The following is a 20766-nucleotide window of genomic DNA, read 5'->3' as shown; positions in this document are numbered from 1 at the left end:
AGGCTATAATTTCAATTATTTTAGAGGAAATAGTATATTAAAAAGAGGGGAACTCCCTCTTAAAATCTTATTTTACTGCTTCTTTCAAAGCATCTACCTTATCCAAACGTTCCCATGGAAGATCAATATCCGTACGTCCCATGTGTCCATAAGCCGCTGTTTGACGGTAAATTGGACGCTTGAGGTCCAGCATTTGGATTATCCCTGCAGGGCGAAGATCAAAGGTTTGACGAGCTGCTTTTTCAAGCTTGCTTTCAGCTACTGTTCCCGTACCAAAAGTATCGATACGAACAGAAACAGGTTGGGCAACACCAATAGCGTAGGCTAATTGCACTTCTGCCTTCTTAGCCAAACCAGCTGCAACGATATTTTTGGCAATGTAACGAGCCGCATAAGAGGCTGAACGGTCTACCTTAGTCGCATCCTTACCAGAGAAGGCACCGCCACCATGACGAGAATAGCCACCATAGGTATCCACGATAATCTTACGACCTGTCAAACCTGAGTCCCCTTGAGGTCCACCGATTACAAATCGACCAGTTGGATTGATAAAGAATTTTGTTTGCTCATCCAAATAAGATGCTGGAATTACTTCTTTGATAACCTTGTTAATCACGTCTTGATGGATTTGTTCGTTGCTGACTTCTGGATCATGCTGAGTTGAAATAACAACTGTGTCCACACGTACTGGACGATCATTTTCATCATACTCAACTGTAACTTGTGATTTAGCATCTGGGCGAAGATAGCTAATTTCCCCAGACTTACGAAGATCTGCCAGACGACGAACCAATTTATGGCTGAGTGAAATTGGCAAGGGCATGAGCTCTTCTGTTTCATCCACTGCAAAGCCAAACATGAGACCTTGGTCACCAGCTCCAATTAAGTCCAATGGATCTTGGTCTGCATTTCCACGAACCTCCAAGGCTTCGTTAACACCTTGGGCAATGTCAGGAGATTGTTCTACCAAAGATGGATGTACTCCTACAGTCTCAGCAGAAAATCCATATTCTGTATTGGTATAGCCAATCTCTGCAATGGTATCACGAACCACACGGTTAATATCTACATAGGCATTTGTAGATATTTCACCAAAAACGTGGACGGAACCAGTATATACAGCTGTCTCAGCAGCAACGTGCGCCTCTGGATCCTTAGCTAAAATGGCATCCAAAATCGCATCTGAAATTTGGTCTGCAATCTTATCTGGATGCCCCTCAGATACAGATTCAGACGTGAATAATTTACGTTCTGACATAAAAATGTCCCCCCTTAAAAATAGTGTTATAGAGTTACAAAGTACTGATAGGAAAACTCTTAGTGATAGATGCCTACCATCTTATCGGGACTATATAACTTTATCATTATACCATTTTTAAGTACAATTTGCAGTCTTTAATGTAATCTTTCGATGTAGATATTTCGTTCTCATAAAAAAAGTTGGAGCACATTACTCCAACAATTGCCTTAAAATGTTTGGCGTTTTGCTTTGCGCTCGGCACGACCGCGAGCGCGATTTTCCGCACGCTTGGTTTTACGACGTTTTTCATCAACCGCCCATTGAATCTTCTTCTTATAACCTGGTTTGACTTTTTTCTTTTTCTTTTTGACCAAGCCAATCATTTCGATATCAAGCTTGTCCTGCTTCTTCTCACGGTTTGCTCGACGATCACGGTCATAGGTATCTTGGAATTCTCCATCTTTTACCATCTTCGGAGTAAACTTGATTCCCAATTTCTCCAACTCACGGATATCCGAGTCGTCACTTGGCTGATAAAGGGTAATAGCTGTACCTGGTAGGCCATTTCTTCCAGTTCGACCAACACGGTGAACAAAGAAGGACAAATCTTGCGGAATGGCATCATTGATGACATGGCTGACACCTTCAATATCAATCCCACGCGCTGCCAAATCTGTTGCGACAATGTACTCAAAATCCAAATTTTTAACCTGGTTCATGATACGTTTGCGCTCACGAGGAGCAATATCACCATGGATTTTTGCCACCTTCAAGCCTTGAGCAGTCAGATATGAATGCAATTCATCAGCACGCGTTTTAGTGTTAACAAAAATCATTGCCAAATAAGGTTGCATCAACTGAGTCAACTGGTAAATTTGAGCATTCTTATCGCGTCCTTTTGTCGAAATCAACCAATTATCAATAGTGTCAGAAATGACCGTTTTGGTCTTGATTTTCTCCATAACAGGATTTGACAAGTATTTTTTCAAGAATGGTTGCAGTTTTTGTGGGATAGTCGCTGAGAAGACCATGAATTGCAAGTCCTTTGGAAGGCTGCCAGCAATCTTATCAACAGTTTCTAAGAATCCCATATCCAAGGTCATGTCTGCCTCATCGACCACAAAGGTTTTGGCCTTGTGAATAGCTAAATCACCAGATTTAACCAAGTCATAGATACGACCTGGCGTTCCGATAACAATATGAGGCTGATTGCTTGCCAATTTTTCAATTTGGCGGGCCTTATCTGTCCCCCCCACATAATTAACCACACGAACTTCCACTTCTGAGTGGGCTGCAATCTGACGAGCTGCTTGGTAAATTTGAGTAGCTAACTCACGGCTCGGTGCAGTAATCACTGCCTGTACACTATCACTAGCTTCATCTAATTGCTGGAAAATCGGTAACAAGAAAGTATGAGTCTTACCTGAACCTGTTTTCGATTCACCGACTAGGTCACGACCTGCCAAGACAATCGGAATCAACTTATCTTGCACCTCTGTTGGAGTTGTAAATTTTAATTCCTCCAAGGCTTCTTTAATATATTTTTTAAATTGAAATTTCGTAAATGACATAATATCCTCGATTCTATCTATCTTATCAATTATACCACATTTTATTTCATTTCAGTAGTCTCACTTATTTAGGCTATTTCCAGTAGCTTCTCTAGTCAGAAAAAGGCTGGAATTTCGTGATTCCAACCTCTTTTCAGTTATTATTTCCAGTTTAAAATAGCACTCAAGCCGTAGTGATCACTGACTTGCGGACTATTGTTGCCATCAAATACGACATGTAAATGTTCTACAGCTAACTCTTGGGTAGTAAAAACATAGTCGATTCGAAGGGGTTCTGTGTTCCCTTTCCAGCCATCAATTTCTGGTGGAACAGTATAACTACCACTTTTCTCTTGAGCAACTTCAAATGCGTCTTGTAAGCCTAATGGACTAGCTAAAATAGCTTGGTAACCTTCCTGACCAGCTGGGTTGTTGAAATCTCCAGCAAGCAAAAGTGGCTTGTTCAATTCTTTCAAGACAGCCTCAAATCGTGCCCATTCTTCTTGGAAACCTTTATCCCACCAAGAAAGGTGGACACTGGCAACTGCAAGTTCCTTACCATCAACTACAGTTTCAGCTAGAGCGACACGGCGAGTATGATAGTCTGTTGGATCATCCACATCTGAAACCAAAATTTCTCTTGCTTCAATAGGTGTTTTAGACAAGATAGCCACACCTTCATGGTAGCGGTCATAACCAATATGGTTATAGGCCCAAGTCCAGTAGTAATCTTTCCCTTGCTCTGACAACTTTTCAACCAAAAGTCTAACATAATGATCTTGATGAATCGGCTCAGCTGCTGGTAAAGCTTGATAGAGATCATTAACTTCTACCTTAGGCGAGGTGATTTCCTGATTGATTTCTTGGAAACAAATCAAATCATAATCTTTATCAAGAATATCTTCAAGCAAAAGCTGGAATTTTTCCTCGGCTTCTTTTTCCATCCAGCTATGAGTATTGAGTGTTAAAAATTTCATGTTTTTCTCCTAAAACAAGAGGTTGGAAAACAGCTTCCAACCTCAAGTGTATTACAATTCTACTTTAGCAACTGCTGTTTTAGCTGCAAGAGAACCTGTTTGTTCTAATTTAACTGATTTAATAACATCACCATTTGTGAAGACAACTACTGTTGAAGTTTCACGTCCTGCTGCACGGATAGCATCCAAGTCAGCTGTGACAAGTAAGTCACCTGCTGCAACTTTTTGTCCTTCTGCTACATGAACTGTAAATGGTTTTCCTTCAAGACTTACTGTGTCCAAACCAATGTGAACAAGTACTTCAAGACCTGCTTCAGTCACAAGACCAAGAGCATGTTTTGTAGGGAAGATGCTTGATACAGTACCTGAAACTGGAGATACAATGTTTCCATTTGCAGGTTCTACAGCAAATCCATCACCCATCATTTTTTGAGCAAATACTGGATCTTTCACTTGTTCCAAAGCAACAACTTGACCATCGGCTACTGAGTATACTTCCTCAGTAAGACCTTTATAGTGAACTGTATTTTGTTGTGCTTCTGTCATTTGACTTGGAAGAGTTTCAGGAATGATTTCACCTGAATCAAGGATATCTTGGATATCAGATTTCAATACGTCTGCTTTTGGACCGTAGATAGCTTGAACTCCTTGTCCTTTCATGACAAGACCCATAGCTCCTTCTGCTTTCCATTGTTCTGCATCACCGACTTTGTCAGCGTCTTTTACAGTTACACGAAGACGAGTCATACATGCGTCTACATCAACGATGTTTGCACGTCCACCAAGAAGGTTGATAATGTTTACAGCTTGAGAACCAGCTGCAACTTTCACTTCGCTGCTAGCTTCTTCTGAACCTTCAGCAGTTTCATAGTTTCCGTTACGTCCTGGAGTTGCGTAGTTGAATTTTTGAATCATGAAGTTTGCGATAAAGTACATGATTACGGCAAAGAGAACAGTTACCCAGATAAAGTTAACGATATCCATACCAATACCAGCATTAATTGCTAGTGGTGTACGAGTCAAGAATTCAATTGAACCGAATGAGTGGACACGTAGGTTTACTACGTCAGCCATAGCGAAGGCAGCACCTTGAACAAGTGAGTAAACAAGATACATAGGTGTTGCTACAAACATGAACATGTATTCGATTGGTTCAGTAACTCCTGTCAAGAATGTTGCAAGAGCTGTCGCAATCATCATACCTTTATATTGATGTTTCTTATCAGCATCGACATTACGGTAGATAGCAACGATCATACCCATCAAGATACCGAATGAACCGATCATTTGTCCAACTTTGAAACGAGCTGGGTGAACAGTATCTAACAATTGTTGGTAGTGACTTGCATCTGTACCTTTAAGGTTAACAAGGTCTGTTACCCATGCAAGCCATAGTGGGTCTTGACCAAATACTTGAGTACCTTTAGCTGCACCAGTTAAAATGTCATAAGTACCACCAAGAGCTGTGTAGTTCATTGGGATAGTCAACATATGGTGAAGACCAAATGGCAAGAGCAAACGTTCCAAAGTACCATACAAGAATGGTGCAAGGATTGGAGCAGTTTCTTGTGAGTTGGCAATCCAGATACCAAAGCTATTGATACCTGTTTGAACTACTGGCCAGAAGGCAGCAAGTAGAATTGCAGCGATTGCTGAACGAAGAATAACTACAAATGGTACGAAACGTTTCCCGTTGAAGAATGAAAGTGCATCAGGAAGTTTACGGAAGTTGTAGTATTTATTGTAAGCAGTTGCCCCTACAAAACCTGAGATAATCCCTACAAACACACCCATGTTCAATGCTGGAGCTTCAAGAACACTAATGAAGTAATCAGCAACTTTGATTGAACCACCAAAGAGAGTTGTGACCATAGCATCTGGATTTTTCAACATATCTCCTGATACACCAAAGATTGTACCAGTGATACGGTTAATCAAGATGAAGGCAAGACCAGCGGCGAAAGCACCACCAGCACGTTCTTTAGCCCAGCTTCCTCCAATTGCTAGGGCAAACAAAATGTGAAGGTTACCGATAACCCCCCAACCAATTTGCTCAAGAATTCCACCTGTAACTACAAGTGGTGCAAAAGTTGGGTTAATCATTACGATAGACTTACCGATTGAAATCATCAAACCAGCAGCCGGCATAACCGCGATAACCACCATCAAAGCCTTACCGAATTTTTGCCAAAACTCGAAAGACAAGACATTTTTGAATGTATCTTTCATCATTCAAATCTCCTTTATTTTTATTTAGGCAAACGTTTTACGAAAACGTTTGCACTTTCTATAATTCAATTATACCACTTTAATTTTTTTTGTAAAGGCTTTTATAAAAAAAAGTAGACTTTTTTCTAAAATTTTTGTAGTAAAAAAGGAGATATTAAAATCTCCTCAAATATACTTCTATTTTAGATTTTCAGGAATCGGCGCATTGAAATTCCTGATCCGATTGAACCGATAAAAATTCCAATCACAAATAATAAGGCAATCATCAGTGGACTGAATACTTCTGGTGATATCATTGAAAGGTTCTGACCAACCAATGACTTATTAACAGATTGGTAAACCATTTTATAGACAATAAATACCAGAACTGATGGAAGTGTTGCTCCAAGCAAACCAATGAAGGCACCTTCAAGCAAGAAAGGTCCGCGGATATAGCCATTCTTAGCACCTACTAAACGCATGATTTGAATTTCACGGCTTCGTGAAATAATGGTGATACGTATAGTATTAGAAATCAAGAACACCGCAATGAAAATCAATAATCCAGCGATAACTAGTCCCCAAACACGAATAAATGAGGCTAACTTAAACAAGCGTTCTGTATTAGCACCACCATCTTGAACTTCTGATACACCTTCGATTTTTTTAGCCTCTTCTGCTACTGTCTTTACATCACTTGGTGTATTTGTATCAACGATATATGCATCATAGAGAGGATTGGCATCGCCTTCAAAGATTTTCCAGTTGTCCCCCATTGTTTCTGTCAACTTTTCATATTGTTCTTCTTTACTTGAAAACGTAACACTTTTAACGGTTGACATACCTTTCAAAGCATCATATACCTTATGGTAGTCGTTATTTGTAACAGTTTGACCTTCTTTTTCAATGGTCTCACTATTATCAGCTACGTCCTTACGAATGTATACCATTACTCGGACATTATTTTCGATATCTGTAGCTAGTTTAGCCGTATTAAAGATAACAGATGCAAATATTGCAACCAAGGTCAAAGTAATCATAACTGAACTGACAGCAGCTACTGTCATCCAGCCATTTCGTTTCAAACTTTTTAATGATTCAAATAAATGACGAAAAAATCTACTAATCATCGTATCCATATTCTCCTTTAGCTTCGTCACGAACGACACGGCCATTTTCAATGGCAATGACACGGTGGCGCAAGGTATTTACAATCTGACTGTTGTGGGTAGCCATCAAGACAGTTGTACCTTGGAGATTGATGCGTTCCAGCAAGTTCATAATTTCCCATGAATTATCTGGGTCCAAGTTTCCTGTTGGTTCGTCCGCAATCAATACTTTGGGATTATTTACAATAGCACGCGCTATCGCAATACGCTGTTGTTCTCCCCCTGAAAGTTCATTTGGGAAAGAACGAACCTTATGCTTCAATCCAACCAAGTCTAAGACTTCCATAACACGTTTTTTGATATTACGGCGACTTTCTCCAATTACCTCCATTGCATAAGCAATATTTTCATAAACGGTTTTCTTTGGTAACAGTTTATAATCTTGGAAGACAACCCCAACACTACGACGTAGGAGAGGAACATCTTTCTTTTTAATTTTAACCAGATTAAAACCAGCAACAGATAAGCTTCCTTTTTCGATTTTTACTTCGCGATACAAAGAACGAATAAAGGTTGATTTCCCAGCTCCTGAAGGTCCTACGATGTAAACAAATTCCCCTGGTTGAACGCTTACCGAAACACCACGTAGGGCAGTCGTTCCGTTGTCGTATTTTTTGACGACATCTCTCATTTCAATAATTGACATGTGAGTTCCTTTCTATCTTAGCTGATTCTCCACTTGAGATAGGCATCAATAAAACCATCTAGGTCTCCATCCATAACCTTATCTACTTGTGCAACTTCAAAGTTAGTTCGATGGTCTTTTACCATAGTATATGGCGTGAAAACATAAGAACGAATTTGACTTCCCCATGTGATTTCCTTTTTCTCACCCTTGAGGGAATCGACTTCCGCAGCTTTCTTCTCCTGCTCCATTTGATAGAGCTTAGCCTGCAACATCTTCATGGCACGATCTCTATTTCCATACTGGGTACGATCGACTGTTGACTGAACGACAGTTCCCGTAGGAATGTGTGTCAAACGCACACCTGTGGAAACCTTGTTGACGTTTTGTCCACCAGCACCACCTGAACGGAAAGTATCCATCTTGATATCATCTTCACGGATTTCTACTTCAATAGTATCATCCAATTCTGGCATCACTTCTACAGATGTGAAAGAGGTATGGCGACGTTTAGCAGAGTCAAATGGTGAAATTCGCACCAAACGGTGTACCCCCATTTCTGACTTGAGAAGACCATAGGCATTAGGTCCTTCAAATGATAAGGTTACTGACTTGATACCAGCTTCATCTCCTGCTTGGTAATCCAATACTTCCACTTTAAAGCCTTTAGCATTTCCATAGCGAGTGTACATACGAAGCAACATATCACCCCAGTCCTGAGCCTCAGTACCACCGGATCCTGGATGGATTTCCAAGATGGCATTATTATGGTCATAAGGTTCTGACAAGAGCAAGGTCATCTCGTAACTGGTCATCATCTTAGCAAGTTCTGACAACTGTTCAACCAATTCTTCATGCACCGACTCATCTTCAGCTAAAAAGTCTAATAAAATTTCGACTTCATCCTGCAACTCTTCCATTTTGTGGAAGGTGTTATAGGTGTTTTTTAATTCATTTAATTCTTGCGACGTTTTTTGGGCCGCGATATTATCGTTCCAAAAATCAGGTTCTGTCATCTTGTTTTCCAAGATGGCAATCTCTTCCTCTAAACCTTCGAGGTCAAAGAGACCCCCTGAAAGAAGCTAATTTTTCACGATTTGCGTCAATTTTCTGACGAATTACTGAAATGTCCATAAATACTCCTTTTTTACATTATTTCATTATAGCATATTTTATCATTTCTTTCCATCTTTTGCTCTAATCCCTTATTACACGTAAAAAGAAGCCTTTCGGCTTCCTTTCTTACAAGACTTTTGCTGAGGTACGAGTGATTTCTTCTACCTGAATATTCTCTGATTCAAATTTTTCTTTCAAGGCTGGTAAATCAATTGATCCATCGATTTGAACTTCGATAATCACCTTACCATCCTTACGCGGAATATTGACTGTATGCGAGATATTCAAATTTTCTTCTACAATCAAAGAAATAATTTTTCCAAGAACGCCAACTTCGTTTTCCGTAACAAAGCGCACACGAATCCCTTCTTCACCATAACCTGCAATTTCAAGAAAGGCTTGGAAAACGTCACGATCCGTAATAACTCCGTATACTTGATGATTATCTACGACAGGAAGAATACCAATCTTATTTTTCAACATCAGATAAGTTGCATCCTCTAGACTCGCATAGCCTGAAACAGTGACAACATCGCGAATCATCACATCTTTTACTTTTGTCTTATTTAGAAGATAATTCATCTCATAGATAGAAAGACTTGTTGCTTTGGATGGACTAGCTTGGGCAATGGTTCCCTCAGTTACCAAACCAACCAATTGATCATTTTCGATAACAGGCAAGCGGTGCAACCCTTGCTCTCTCATCAAATCTGCTGCATGAGATACTGTTGTATCCGGACTAATATAAACTACCTTGCGGGTCATAAAATCTTTAACTGCCATGAGACTTCTCCTTTTCTATTCTTATCCCTATTATACAATCTTTTTGTAAATCTATCAAACGCTTACATTTCTTTTTCAAAATTCAGAAAAGTATGAATAAGCTAGCAAAAAGAGCTCTGAAATAGAGCTCTCTGAATGAAGGTAAGATACATTTCATTCGATTTTTTCAATTATTAGAAATTAACCTTTTAATGTAGATAAAGATTGCTTTACAATCTATATCTGTCAACTAAAAAGGTCCCCTGGACTATAATGATGATTGCTTCGCAATCTCTATCTGCAACCTAAACTAGTCTCCCAGACTAGTTTAGCCACCCAGATATGCTTTTCTGACTTCTTCTGATGAAGCGAGTTCTTTTCCTGTTCCTGATAGAACGATTTTCCCTGTTTCCAATACATAGCCTCGGTCAGAGATTGCGAGTGCTTTATTGGCATTTTGTTCAATCAAGAGGACGGTTGTTCCTTGTTTCTGGATGTCTTGAATGATATCAAAAATCTCTTGGATAAAGATTGGGGCAAGTCCCATTGATGGTTCATCTAAAAGAAGAAGTTTTGGTGTTGACATGAGGGCGCGTCCCATGGCAAGCATTTGCTGTTCTCCCCCTGAAAGAGTAGCTGCATCTTGGTTCTTCCGTTCTTCAAGACGAGGAAAGCGTGAGAAAACTTTCTTCAAGTTAGCTTGATTTTCTTCACGATTTTTCTTTAAGAAAGCTCCCATTTCTAGATTTTCCATAACTGTCAATCCAGGGAAGACGTGGCGTCCTTCTGGAACTTGTGAAAGACCACCTGCCACGATTTTTTGAGCTGGCATTTTTTGGATTTCTTGACCTAAAAATTCAATCTTTCCTGAACTCGGTCTAACCAAACCAGACAAGGTACGGAGAATGGTTGTCTTACCAGCACCATTGGCACCGATAAGGGAAACTACTTCTCCTTCATTCACTTCAAAGCTTACATCACGGACTGCTTGGATCATACCGTAATGTACAGAAAGATTATCAACTTTTAACATCGACATTAGGCTTCACCTCCTAGATAAGCTTCGATAACGCGTTTATTGGTCTTAATTTCGTCCGGAGTTCCTTGAGCAATCAAACGACCATATTCAAGTACGTAGATGCGTTCTGTAACCTCCATGACCAGATTCATATCGTGTTCAATCAGCATGATCGTAATCTTAAATTCATCTTTGATACGACGAATTAACTCAGTCAATTCGGCTGTTTCCTGTGGGTTCATACCTGCTGCTGGTTCATCTAAGAAGAGAATTTTAGGTTCCGTAGCGAGGGCACGAACAATTTCCAAACGACGTTGTTGTCCGTAGGCGAGGTTTTTAGCAAGAGTCTCTGCATCACCATCTAAATCAAAGATTTTAAGCAATTCCAAGGCTTTAGCCTTTAATTCTTTTTCACTCTTGTAAAAAGCTGGTAAGCGCAAAAAACTAGCAAAAACATATTGTTTGTGATGGTTGCCAAAAGCAATCAAAACATTGTCCAAAACTGTTAAATCTTTAAAGAGACGGATATTTTGGAAAGTACGTCCAAGTCCCAAAGAGGCAATCTTATAAGGTGACTTCCCATTCAAAAGGTGACCATCTAAGGTAACTGTTCCCTCACTTGGTTCATAAACACCGGTCAAAAGATTGAAAAGAGTGGTTTTACCAGCTCCGTTTGGACCGATTAGCCCAACCAATTCCCCTTCGTTTAATTCAAGAGTCACATCTCCAACAGCTGTTAGACCGCCAAAATGTTTGGTTAACTGTTTTACTTCAAGTAATGCCATTAGTTTTGTTCCTCCTTCTTAGATTTTTTAAAGAAACGTGATAGGCTCAATTCCCATGTTCCAAGAAGTCCACCTGGTCTGAAAATCATTACCAATACCAAGGCCAAAGCGTAGATAATCATACGCACGCTAGCAACATCTTGGAGAAGCATATTCAAAATTCCAAGGACAATAGCTGAAACAATTGCACCTGTAATGGAACCAAGTCCACCAAATACAACAATAATCAAAACATTGATTGAGTTGATGAAAGTGTAATCTTTCGGTACAACTGAACCGATAAATCCTGCCTGAAGTGACCCTGCAATACTTGCAGTAATGGCACCAAAGACAAAGGCGATGATTTTAATTTTAGTCGTATTAACCCCAACTGACTCAGCAGCGATTTCATCCTCACGAACAGAAAGGGTTGAACGACCAATTGGACTACGCAAGAAGTTCAAGGTTGCAATAGTTGTAATCACGACAAAGAAGTAAACCATTTGCCAAGTTGTAAAGTTAGGAATTCCCAAGATACCTGCCGCACCATTTGTAAGGCTTCCGCCATTGATGATAAAGATACGGATAATTTCAGAAACACCTAGAGTCGCTACCGCAAGATAGTCCCCCTTCAAGCGCAAGGTTGGAATTCCGACAAGCAAGGCAACTGCTCCTGAAAGCAAAGCCCCTACAAGCATAGCTCCAAAGAAGGCACCGTAGGTTGGTGATTTAGAACCAATAATAGCAGCAGCATAGGCACCAATCGCCATGAAACCAGCATGCCCAAGTGAAAATTGTCCTGAAAAACCAACGATTAAGTTGAGACCAACAGCCAGAATAATATTAATTCCAATTTGTTGTAAAATCTGTACATAGAATAGGTTGAGTACTCCGACTGAAACCAGTACACTAATCAAGCCATAGCCAGCTAACAAAAGGAGTAACCATAGAATATTAACTTTTAAATTTTCTTTCATCGTTTACACCTTCTCTTTCACATTTTTACCAAGGATACCAGCTGGGCGGACAATCAAGATCAACAACAAGATTCCATAAACAATGGCATCACGGAAGTCTGACATTCCAAAGGCTGTCGCAAAGGTTTCCAATAAACCAATTACAAAACCACCAAGAGCTGCACCAGGAATGATTCCGATACCACCAAGTACTGCAGCAACGAAAGACTTAAGACCTGGAGTAACCCCCATCAAAGGCTCAAGAGAGTTATAATAAAGGGCAATCAGAACACCAGCCGCACCCGCAAGAGCAGAACCTAAAGCAAAGGTAAAGCTGATAGTACGGTTTACATTGATCCCCATCAATTGCGCTGCATCACTATCTACGGATACTGCACGCATGGCTTTCCCCATCTTAGTCTTTTGAACAATGACTTGTAACAAAATCATCAAAATCAAGGAAATGGCCAAAATCATTAACTGCACGTTTGTTAAGCTAATTGGTCCCAAATCATAGCGAACTGTTTGAATCGCTTGAGGAAAGGCACGGGTATTAGCACCAACCAGATAGACCATTCCATACTCCAATAGGAAAGAAACCCCAATAGCTGTAATCAAAACAGCAATACGAGTGGAGTGGCGCAAAGGTCGGTAAGCAAGGAACTCAATCACGACACCAAGAATCGCTGTCGCTAACATAGCTACAATAAGCGCTACAAAGAAATTCATTTGGAAAGAATTAATCAAGAAATAACCGATAAAGGCTCCCATCATATAAATATCACCGTGGGCGAAGTTGATGAGCTTGATAATTCCGTAAACCATGGTATATCCTAGGGCTAACAGAGCATAAACACTACCTAGAATCAAACCATTTACTAGTTGTTGGAGCATAAGATTCACTCTTTCTAATTATAATTTTGAGGGTTTTCCCTCACTTTTTGATAGGTTCTTATACTCAATAAAAATCAAAGAGCAAACTAGGAAACTAGCCACAGGCTGTACTTGAGTACGGCAAGGCGACGTTGACGAAGTTTGAATTTGATTTTCGAAGAGTATTAAACATCGAAACAGGGAGTGAGTCAGCGGCTCATTCCCTATTTCAACATTTTCTATTATGGTTTTACAACTTCTGCTGCTTCAACCTTACCATTGTTCATGGTCATCATGTAAGCAGTTTTGACTGTGTTGTGGTCTGCATCGAAGCTTGTTTGACCAGTTACACCTTCAAAGTCTTTTGTTTTAGCAAGGTTATCCTTGATTTCACCAGAGTTTTTAGCACCTTTTGCTGCGTTTGCTACAAGGTGAACTGAGTCATAAGCCAAGGCTGCAAATGTTGAAGGCTCTTCATTGTACTTAGCACGGTAAGCGTCAAGGAAGGCTTTTGCTTTAGCTGAAACTTCTACAGTAGTTGAGAAGCCTGAGATAAAGAAGATGTTTGATGCTTTTTCAGCAGTTGCTTGTTGCACAAACTCTTCACCGTTGAATCCATCACCACCAACGATTGGTTTGTCAATTCCCATACCACGCGCTTGGTTTACAATTTTACCAGCCTCATTATAGTAGCCAGGAACAACGATCGCATCAAAATCTTTCCCTTTCATTTTTGTAAGGGCTGCTTGGAAGTCTGTATCACCTGCTACGAAAGTTTCATCAGCAACGATTTCACCCTTGTATGACTCGCGGAAAGATTTGGCAATCCCTTTAGCATAGTCACTGGCATTGTCAGTGTAAAGAACAACTTTCTTAGCTTGCAATTTATCAGAAACATAGTTTGAGATAATTTTTCCTTGGAAACTATCTTGGAAAGTTCCGATAAAGAGGTAATCTTGACCTTTAGTCAATCCATCTTGAGTCGCACTTGGTGAAATCAATGGAACACCTGCTTTTGTAGCGTTCGCTACCGCAGCTGCAGTTGCACCAGATGTCGCAGGTCCTACGACTGCTGATACTTTAGATTGAGTTACAAGGTTAGTTGTTACTGAAGCCGCCTCAGCTGTTTCAGACTTGTTATCTTTATCGACTACTTCGATTTGTTTTCCATCGATACCACCTGCTGCATTGATTTCATCAACAGCCAATTGGGCACCTTTTTGTTCAGCTGTTCCGTATGCAGCTAAAGAACCTGATTCTTCGAAGTTAAATCCGATTTTGATTGTCTTTTCCTCTACTGAGTTACCAGCAGCGTTTGACGCTCCAGACTTCACTTCTCCACAGGCTGCAAGAAGTGCTACACTTGCAAGCGCCACAAACGATAGGGCAAATTTTTTCTTCATCTTTTTGTCTCCTTATTTCTTAAATAAATAGCATGTTAAGAATATACCGAATTATCAGAAAATTGTCAACACTTTTCTTTAACTTTTTCGATGATAACGTTTTCCTCTCGATAAAGATTGCCCACAAAAGGGGTTTCCAGCTCTTGGATATGACAAACTCTGACTTTTTTTATAAACTTTTCCTTGCTCAAGCGCCCGACCAATTGCTCCACTTCTTGAGTTGGAACATAGAGTTGTAAGTAACGATGTTTCTTGGAATGATAGGTAATATCTCCATAATCCTGCAGTTTTTTGGCATCACGATTATAGTAAAGATAGATAATCAAGCCAGATCGATTGACTTTTTCAAACATGATAAATCCTCTTTCTAAGAAATCTCTCCCTATTATACCAAAAAAAGCAAACCCAGTCGAGTTTGCCTTCTTTAATCATTAGTTCAAAGAATTATTAGCCATGATTTCATCAATAAAGCCATATTCAAGCGTTTCTTGGGCACTCATCCAGTTATCACGTTCTGCATCCGCATGGACTTTTTCGATTGACTGTCCTGAATTTTCAGCCAAGATTTTTTCCAAGGTATTACGAGTTTTAAGCAAGTGTTCTGCAGCGATCGCCATATCGGTTTGTTGAGTACCACCACCTGTACCACCCATTGGTTGGTGGATCATGTATTCAGCATTTGGAAGCATGAAACGTTTGCCTTTTGCTCCACTTGATGCGATGACAGTACCCATAGATGCAGCCATCCCCATCACGATAGTTTGGACATCCGACTTGATAAAGTTCATGGTATCAACGATTGCCAAGCCAGCTGAAACGGAACCACCAGGTGTATTGACATAAAGGTAAATATCTTTTGTACTATCTTGGGCATCCAAGAAAAGCAACTGAGCAATAACTGAGTTGGCCATGTTGTCTTCAACTGGACCAGTCAGCATAATGATGCGGTCTTTGAGAAGACGTGAGTAAATATCGTAGGAACGTTCTCCACGGCTTGTTTGTTCAATAACTACAGGAATCATTTATTTCTCCTTTTGAGTTTTAATTTTGTTGGTCAAATGACTGAAGATAAGACTATTATAATATCTAGGTCAAAAAAGGTCAAATTTTTGCTCTGCTTTCATTAGACAGAATCAAAAATTCAACCCCCTTTCACGACTGGAAATACTTTTCCAAGTCATTCTTCTTTTCGATGTTATTTTGTACCGAACAAGCGGTCTCCAGCATCTCCAAGACCTGGAACGATATAACCGTGTTCGTTCAAGCATTCATCCAAGGCTGCTGTAAAGATTTCTACATCTGGATGAGCTTCTTGAAGGGCTTTAACACCTTCTGGAGCAGATACAAGGCAGACAAATTTGATATTTGATGCGCCACGTTTTTTAAGAGAATCAACAGCCAAGATTGCTGAGCCACCTGTTGCCAACATTGGGTCTACTACAAAAATTTGACGTTGGTCAATGTCCTCAGGCAATTTCACCAAGTACTCAACTGGTTGAAGTGTTTCTTCATCACGGTACATACCGATATGACCAACTTTAGCAGCTGGAACCAAGCTCAAAAGCCCATCAACCATCCCAATACCTGCACGTAAGATTGGAACGATGGCCAATTTCTTACCAGCCAATTGTTTTTGAACTGTTTTTGTAATTGGTGTTTCGATTTCCACATCTTCTAGCGGAAGATCACGAAGTACTTCATATCCCATCAACATTGCAATCTCATCTACTAGCTCACGGAAAGCTTTTGTAGAAGTATCTGTACGACGCAAGATTGACAATTTGTGTTGAATCAGTGGATGATTAATAACTTCAATTTTTCCCATTTTTGGAGTTCCTTCTTTCAATTTATTCTTCTTATTATACCAAAAAACGGTTTAAAAATCTTTCTAAACCATTTATTTTTGATATTTTTTACATTAGATCAGCCTCTTTAAGAGCTACCTGTACTGTCTCAAGTGGTAAATGGGTCAATTCTGTTCCCTTTTCTTGATAAAGATATTGGGCATAGTCATCCATTCGGTACTGGTTGATATAAACCACGCGCTTGCAACCAACCTGCAATAATTGTTTGGTACAGTTCAGACAAGGAAAGTGGGTCACATAGGCTGTAAAGCCTTTGGGAACCCCACGTTCTGCACCTTGGAGAATGGCATTAACCTCTGCGTGAAGAGTGCGAACACAGTGACCTTCGATGACCAGACATTCGTGATCAATACAATGCTCAGTCCCTGACACCGAACCATTATAACCAGTGGAAATAACTTTATTATCCTTTACCAAAATTGCGCCCACTTTGGCACGTTTACAAGTGGAACGATTGGCAATTAGTAAGGCTTGGGCTGCAAAATACTCATCCCATGCTAGTCTTTTTTCAGTCATATCTCTTCTCCTTTTTCTCTATTTTTTAAAAAATGGTAAACCTAAATCTGCAATCTTTTCAGCTGGTACCTTCATGCCATCCTTGATCCATTTTAGAAGGACAGAAACGATGGCCGAGCTCCAAAAGGAATGAAGATAAGAGCTGACACCTTTTGATTTCCCATGGTATTTTTCTAAAAATTCCTGCATGGCTTGGACAAAGATTTTTTCCAGATGGTAATCCAAGGCCAATTGAATCACTCTGGCTTCCTTTCTGGCCTCTCGGAAAAGGTGAACCCAGACCAGATAAAGGTCTGTCTTTAAATCATAATGATGCAACTGTTCCATAATATTGTGGACAGTTCGTTTAAAGACGCTTTCTAAAATCTCCTCTTTGGAATCATAATTACGGTAAAAGGCTGCACGAGAAACGCCTGCACGTTTGACCAATTCAGAAATACTAATCTTGGTCAGGTCCTTTTTTTCCAAGAGCTGCAAGAGGGCTGTTTCGATGGCTTCTCTAGTTAATAAATTGGATTCTTGGTTTGATTTTCTGAGATTTTCAAGAGACTTTTCAGAGATTCTACGTTCAGACATAACATTTTCTTTCTACTTGTCACAACAGACAGATAAGGCTTTTGTTTCAAGGGTTTTCATGATATAATTGTAAAAAAAGACAGAACCTTTGTCAATGTATAACTGACAAAGATGGAGAATTTCTATGACTTGGAAGATTATTGCTGACTCTGGTTGTGATTATCGTCAGCTGGCAACACCAGCTATTGACACGACCTTTGTAAGTGTGCCCTTAACCATTCAAGTAGCTGATCAGGTCTTTGTTGATGATGCCAGTCTTGACATTGACCAAATGATGGAAACCATGTATGCAACCGCAGAAGCTTCAAAATCAGCTTGTCCAAGCCCAGATGATTATTTGCGAGCATTTGAAGGAGCCAAAAACATTTTCCTAGTAACCATCACAGGTACTCTCTCTGGCAGCCACAATAGTGCTCAACTAGCAAAGAATATTTATCTGGAAGACCATCCTGATACTAAGATTCATGTGATTGATAGTTTGTCTGCTGGCGGTGAAGTTGACTTGCTCGTAGAAAAATTAAATGACTTGATTGACCAGGGCTTATCTTTTGAAGAAGTGGTTGAAGCTATCACTGCCTATCAAGAAAAAACCAAGTTACTTTTTGTCCTAGCCAAAGTCGATAACTTGGTGAAGAACGGCCGTTTGAGCAAGCTTATCGGTACGGTCGTTGGCCTTCTAAATATCCGTATGGTCGGAGAAGCTAGTGAAACTGGAACTCTCGAATTGCTACAAAAAGCACGAGGACCAAAGAAATCAGTTCAAGCTGCCTATGAAGAATTAGTCAAGGCTGGATATGCTGGTGGCCGTATTGTCATGGCTCAACGCAATAACGAGAAATGTTGCCAACAGCTTTCAGAGCGAATCCATGAAACCTTCCCACAGGCGGATATTAAAATTCTCCCAACATCTGGTCTCTGCAGTTTTTATGCGGAAGATGGCGGTTTGCTGATGGGATATGAAATTGATTAATTGCATTCTTGACAAGAGGTGACCATCATCTCTTGTTTTTTGTGGTACAATAGAGCTATGAAACATTTTGATACTATTGTCATTGGTGGAGGTCCTGCTGGTATGATGGCTACGATTTCCAGTAGCTTTTATGGACAGAAAACCCTCCTCATCGAAAAAAATCGGAAACTTGGAAAAAAATTAGCTGGGACTGGTGGGGGACGCTGCAATGTGACCAACAATGGTAGCTTGGACGACCTACTAGCTGGCATCCCTGGAAATGGGCGCTTTCTCTACAGTGTCTTCTCCCAATTTGATAACCATGATATCATCAACTTTTTTACTGAAAATGGTGTTAAACTTAAGGTCGAAGACCACGGCCGCGTCTTTCCGGCTAGTGACAAGTCTCGTACCATTATTGAAGCCTTGGAAAAGAAAATCGCTGAGCTAGGCGGACAAGTTCTCACTCAAACAGAAATTGTTTCGGTTAAAAAGGTAGAAAATCAGTTTATCCTTAAATCCACAGACCAAACATTCACTTGTGAGAAACTCATTGTCACAACTGGTGGGAAATCCTATCCTTCTACTGGTTCGACTGGTTTTGGTCACGAGATTGCCCGTCATTTTAAACACACCATTACCGAGCTTGAGGCTGCTGAAAGTCCTTTGTTGACAGATTTTCCACACAAGGTCTTGCAGGGTATTTCACTGGACGATGTGACCCTAAGCTATGGTAAGCATGTCATCACTCATGATTTGCTCTTTACCCACTTTGGTTTGTCAGGCCCTGCTGCCCTGCGTATGTCTAGTTTTGTCAAGGGTGGGGAGGTTCTCTCACTAGATGTTTTGCCTCAACTTTCTGAGAAGGACTTGGCTGCATTTCTAGAAGAGAATCGGGAAAAATCCTTGAAAAATGCTTCAAAAAACTTGTTTCCAGAACGCTTGGCAGAATTTTTTGTGCAAGGCTATCCTGACAAAGTCAAACAACTGACTGAAAAGGAACGCGAACAACTGCTCCAGTCTATCAAAAATCTCAAAATCCCTGTAACTGGTAAAATGTCTCTTGCCAAGTCATTTGTTACCAAGGGTGGCGTCAGTCTCAAGGAAATCAATCCTAAAACTCTAGAAAGTAAGCTGGTCCCTGGCCTCCACTTTGCGGGCGAGGTACTGGATATCAATGCTCATACGGGGGGCTTTAACATCACTTCTGCCCTCTGTACCGGCTGGGTGGCGGGAAGCCTGCATTATGATTAAAAACTCTATAGTAGAAAAATCGGAAGAATACTCCTCCGATTTTATTTTGTCTGAGTTTGGACATAGTGGGCAATCACATCTGATGTGTACTGGGCTGTTCCAGGTCCAAATTTGTCAATGTTTTCCTTAAATTCTGGGTTGTAGACGTAGCCTTTACCGATGTGACCGAATACCTCAATAGAGCAGTCAAATCCATAAGTACGGATGGCTTGCAAGAGTTTGGCAGCTTCTTCTTGGTTTTCTGTTGCTGTTACAGGTAGACCAGCTTGAAGATTTTGTGCCAAAGCTTGAAAAACTTGGTTGAAGGCAGCTGTAGCCTCGTTTTCGTGACCTTTCTGGCGCTCCAGCGCTTGGTCCATGACTTCTTGTCCATATTTCTCTACCGCCTCTTGGTGGTATTTTTGATGGTCTTGGTAGTTAAATCCAGCGAATTTTTCCTCAATGCTCATTTCTCTTTCTCCTTTTTGTTCTTGAATGGTTTTTTGCAAGGTTGAAATCAAGGTATCCAGATGTTGCCTTTCTCTGGTCAAATAGTCCAACTGTCTGGTCAAGTGAGGCAACAAATCTGATCTATCTTCCTTTAACAGCTCTGCTATTTTTTCCAAAGAAAAACCTAGATATTTGTAGTAAAGAATGACCTGAAGGCGTTCCAAATCCTCTTGACTGTAAGTTCGATATCCGTTTTCTGACTTTAAAGGGACCAGAAGGCCTATCTTGTCGTAGTGGTGCAGGGTCTTGACAGAGACACCTGAAAGCTGGGCAGCTTCTTTTATATGGTACATGATTTCCTCCTTCCACTAATAGTATAACCCCTCCCCTTAGGTCAGAGTCAAGTGTTTTTATGAGATTTTTTAAACTGTTAAAGAAAGGTCTAAAAGCTTGAAAATGGTTTTCTTGACAGGCCTTAGAAAACATGATAGGATAGTCAAGTCTATCAATCAAAAG

At 40.3% G+C, this 20766-nt stretch carries 21 protein-coding genes; 2 read left to right on the top strand and 19 right to left on the bottom strand.

The window, feature by feature from the left end; translation table 11 throughout:
- Positions 1-67 precede the first annotated feature (67 nt).
- From metK to MK480_RS00590, 18 genes are all read right to left on the bottom strand, one after another.
- On the bottom strand, positions 68-1258 hold the full coding sequence (gene metK / locus MK480_RS00675; RefSeq protein WP_049501909.1) for a methionine adenosyltransferase: 1191 nt from the start codon (positions 1256-1258) through the stop codon (positions 68-70).
- Positions 1259-1467: 209 nt separating this feature from the next.
- A complete protein-coding gene (locus tag MK480_RS00670) occupies positions 1468-2811 on the bottom strand; it encodes a DEAD/DEAH box helicase (RefSeq protein ID WP_268707052.1) in 1344 nt (447 codons plus the stop codon).
- A gap of 140 nt (positions 2812-2951) precedes the next feature.
- A complete protein-coding gene (locus MK480_RS00665; protein ID WP_212573846.1) occupies positions 2952-3767 on the bottom strand; it encodes an endonuclease/exonuclease/phosphatase family protein in 816 nt (271 codons plus the stop codon).
- A gap of 51 nt (positions 3768-3818) precedes the next feature.
- Positions 3819-5999: a PTS transporter subunit IIBC gene (locus tag MK480_RS00660; protein WP_212573847.1), complete on the bottom strand. Its 2181-nt coding sequence runs from the start codon at positions 5997-5999 to the stop codon at positions 3819-3821.
- 179 nt (positions 6000-6178) lie between these two features.
- A complete protein-coding gene (ftsX, locus tag MK480_RS00655) occupies positions 6179-7105 on the bottom strand; it encodes a permease-like cell division protein FtsX (RefSeq protein WP_000625545.1) in 927 nt (308 codons plus the stop codon).
- On the bottom strand, positions 7098-7790 hold the full coding sequence (gene ftsE, locus MK480_RS00650) for a cell division ATP-binding protein FtsE (RefSeq protein WP_000022269.1): 693 nt from the start codon (positions 7788-7790) through the stop codon (positions 7098-7100). The genes ftsX and ftsE overlap by 8 nt, the downstream gene beginning before the upstream one ends.
- A 17-nt stretch (positions 7791-7807) precedes the next feature.
- Positions 7808-8903 (bottom strand): peptide chain release factor 2 gene (gene prfB / locus MK480_RS00645; protein ID WP_142358055.1). Its coding sequence is split into 2 segments (ribosomal slippage): positions 7808-8830 and positions 8832-8903, totalling 1095 coding nucleotides; the frame shifts between segments, so codons are not numbered across the junction.
- Positions 8904-9011: 108 nt separating this feature from the next.
- The gene (locus tag MK480_RS00640) at positions 9012-9668 is read right to left on the bottom strand and encodes a CBS domain-containing protein (protein WP_000268667.1); all 657 of its coding nucleotides are present in this window, start codon (positions 9666-9668) and stop codon (positions 9012-9014) included.
- Positions 9669-9975: 307 nt separating this feature from the next.
- Complete coding sequence (locus MK480_RS00635) at positions 9976-10686, bottom strand: ABC transporter ATP-binding protein (RefSeq protein ID WP_000062200.1); 711 nt, start codon at positions 10684-10686, stop codon at positions 9976-9978.
- A complete protein-coding gene (locus tag MK480_RS00630; protein WP_268707051.1) occupies positions 10686-11450 on the bottom strand; it encodes an ABC transporter ATP-binding protein in 765 nt (254 codons plus the stop codon). Before MK480_RS00630 ends, MK480_RS00635 begins: the two co-directional genes overlap by 1 nt.
- On the bottom strand, positions 11450-12406 hold the full coding sequence (locus MK480_RS00625; protein ID WP_000662290.1) for a branched-chain amino acid ABC transporter permease: 957 nt from the start codon (positions 12404-12406) through the stop codon (positions 11450-11452). Before MK480_RS00625 ends, MK480_RS00630 begins: the two co-directional genes overlap by 1 nt.
- 3 nt (positions 12407-12409) lie before the next feature.
- Positions 12410-13279, bottom strand: a complete 870-nt coding sequence (locus MK480_RS00620; RefSeq protein ID WP_000941421.1) for a branched-chain amino acid ABC transporter permease — start codon at positions 13277-13279, stop codon at positions 12410-12412.
- 221 nt (positions 13280-13500) lie between these two features.
- Positions 13501-14661, bottom strand: a complete 1161-nt coding sequence (locus MK480_RS00615) for an ABC transporter substrate-binding protein (protein ID WP_268707050.1) — start codon at positions 14659-14661, stop codon at positions 13501-13503.
- 65 nt (positions 14662-14726) lie between these two features.
- Complete coding sequence (locus tag MK480_RS00610) at positions 14727-15014, bottom strand: YlbG family protein (protein ID WP_033677580.1); 288 nt, start codon at positions 15012-15014, stop codon at positions 14727-14729.
- A gap of 78 nt (positions 15015-15092) precedes the next feature.
- Positions 15093-15683 carry an ATP-dependent Clp protease proteolytic subunit ClpP gene (clpP, locus tag MK480_RS00605; RefSeq protein WP_057487259.1) on the bottom strand — a complete coding sequence of 197 codons (591 nt, stop codon included), beginning with the start codon at positions 15681-15683 and terminating at the stop codon, positions 15093-15095.
- 173 nt (positions 15684-15856) lie between these two features.
- Entirely contained in the window at positions 15857-16486 is a 630-nt protein-coding gene (gene upp / locus MK480_RS00600) for a uracil phosphoribosyltransferase (RefSeq protein ID WP_095726483.1), read from the bottom strand.
- An 88-nt stretch (positions 16487-16574) separates the two neighbouring features.
- Positions 16575-17042, bottom strand: a complete 468-nt coding sequence (locus MK480_RS00595; RefSeq protein ID WP_000136977.1) for a deoxycytidylate deaminase — start codon at positions 17040-17042, stop codon at positions 16575-16577.
- Positions 17043-17060: 18 nt separating this feature from the next.
- Positions 17061-17618 (bottom strand): TetR/AcrR family transcriptional regulator, encoded by a 558-nt coding sequence (locus tag MK480_RS00590; protein ID WP_000004135.1) that lies wholly within the window; start codon positions 17616-17618, stop codon positions 17061-17063.
- A gap of 124 nt (positions 17619-17742) precedes the next feature.
- Here MK480_RS00590 and MK480_RS00585 point away from each other — a divergent pair, with 124 nt between their 5' ends.
- Together MK480_RS00585 and aao are read left to right on the top strand one after the other, a co-directional pair.
- On the top strand, positions 17743-18588 hold the full coding sequence (locus MK480_RS00585) for a DegV family protein (RefSeq protein WP_268707049.1): 846 nt from the start codon (positions 17743-17745) through the stop codon (positions 18586-18588).
- A 57-nt stretch (positions 18589-18645) separates the two neighbouring features.
- Positions 18646-19821: an aminoacetone oxidase gene (gene aao / locus MK480_RS00580; RefSeq protein WP_004256803.1), complete on the top strand. Its 1176-nt coding sequence runs from the start codon at positions 18646-18648 to the stop codon at positions 19819-19821.
- 41 nt (positions 19822-19862) lie between these two features.
- Here the strand turns inward: aao and MK480_RS00575 are convergent, their stop codons facing one another.
- Positions 19863-20603, bottom strand: a complete 741-nt coding sequence (locus MK480_RS00575) for a MerR family transcriptional regulator (protein WP_004256800.1) — start codon at positions 20601-20603, stop codon at positions 19863-19865.
- Between the last annotated feature and the right edge of the window lie 163 nt (positions 20604-20766).

Source organism: Streptococcus mitis (assembly GCF_026782895.1).
GTDB lineage: Bacteria > Bacillota > Bacilli > Lactobacillales > Streptococcaceae > Streptococcus > Streptococcus mitis_CB.
The sequence above is the reverse complement of the archived record's forward strand: the minus strand, read 5'-3'. Positions and strand labels throughout refer to the sequence as shown.

What these genes read in the sequence shown, in the direction of transcription:
- clpP (WP_057487259.1), bottom strand. Translation starts at nt 15,683, where the DNA reads ATGATTCCTGTAGTTATTGAACAAACAAGCCGTGGAGAACGTTCCTAC.
- MK480_RS00635 (WP_000062200.1), bottom strand. Translation starts at nt 10,686, where the DNA reads ATGTCGATGTTAAAAGTTGATAATCTTTCTGTACATTACGGTATGATC.
- MK480_RS00610 (WP_033677580.1), bottom strand. Translation starts at nt 15,014, where the DNA reads ATGTTTGAAAAAGTCAATCGATCTGGCTTGATTATCTATCTTTACTAT.
- MK480_RS00640 (WP_000268667.1), bottom strand. Translation starts at nt 9,668, where the DNA reads ATGGCAGTTAAAGATTTTATGACCCGCAAGGTAGTTTATATTAGTCCG.
- MK480_RS00665 (WP_212573846.1), bottom strand. Translation starts at nt 3,767, where the DNA reads ATGAAATTTTTAACACTCAATACTCATAGCTGGATGGAAAAAGAAGCC.
- MK480_RS00595 (WP_000136977.1), bottom strand. Translation starts at nt 17,042, where the DNA reads ATGACTGAAAAAAGACTAGCATGGGATGAGTATTTTGCAGCCCAAGCC.
- MK480_RS00585 (WP_268707049.1), top strand. Translation starts at nt 17,743, where the DNA reads ATGACTTGGAAGATTATTGCTGACTCTGGTTGTGATTATCGTCAGCTG.
- metK (WP_049501909.1), bottom strand. Translation starts at nt 1,258, where the DNA reads ATGTCAGAACGTAAATTATTCACGTCTGAATCTGTATCTGAGGGGCAT.
- MK480_RS00630 (WP_268707051.1), bottom strand. Translation starts at nt 11,450, where the DNA reads ATGGCATTACTTGAAGTAAAACAGTTAACCAAACATTTTGGCGGTCTA.
- MK480_RS00625 (WP_000662290.1), bottom strand. Translation starts at nt 12,406, where the DNA reads ATGAAAGAAAATTTAAAAGTTAATATTCTATGGTTACTCCTTTTGTTA.
- MK480_RS00575 (WP_004256800.1), bottom strand. Translation starts at nt 20,603, where the DNA reads ATGTACCATATAAAAGAAGCTGCCCAGCTTTCAGGTGTCTCTGTCAAG.
- ftsE (WP_000022269.1), bottom strand. Translation starts at nt 7,790, where the DNA reads ATGTCAATTATTGAAATGAGAGATGTCGTCAAAAAATACGACAACGGA.
- ftsX (WP_000625545.1), bottom strand. Translation starts at nt 7,105, where the DNA reads ATGATTAGTAGATTTTTTCGTCATTTATTTGAATCATTAAAAAGTTTG.
- upp (WP_095726483.1), bottom strand. Translation starts at nt 16,486, where the DNA reads ATGGGAAAAATTGAAGTTATTAATCATCCACTGATTCAACACAAATTG.
- MK480_RS00660 (WP_212573847.1), bottom strand. Translation starts at nt 5,999, where the DNA reads ATGATGAAAGATACATTCAAAAATGTCTTGTCTTTCGAGTTTTGGCAA.
- aao (WP_004256803.1), top strand. Translation starts at nt 18,646, where the DNA reads ATGAAACATTTTGATACTATTGTCATTGGTGGAGGTCCTGCTGGTATG.
- MK480_RS00590 (WP_000004135.1), bottom strand. Translation starts at nt 17,618, where the DNA reads ATGTCTGAACGTAGAATCTCTGAAAAGTCTCTTGAAAATCTCAGAAAA.
- MK480_RS00615 (WP_268707050.1), bottom strand. Translation starts at nt 14,661, where the DNA reads ATGAAGAAAAAATTTGCCCTATCGTTTGTGGCGCTTGCAAGTGTAGCA.
- MK480_RS00670 (WP_268707052.1), bottom strand. Translation starts at nt 2,811, where the DNA reads ATGTCATTTACGAAATTTCAATTTAAAAAATATATTAAAGAAGCCTTG.
- MK480_RS00620 (WP_000941421.1), bottom strand. Translation starts at nt 13,279, where the DNA reads ATGCTCCAACAACTAGTAAATGGTTTGATTCTAGGTAGTGTTTATGCT.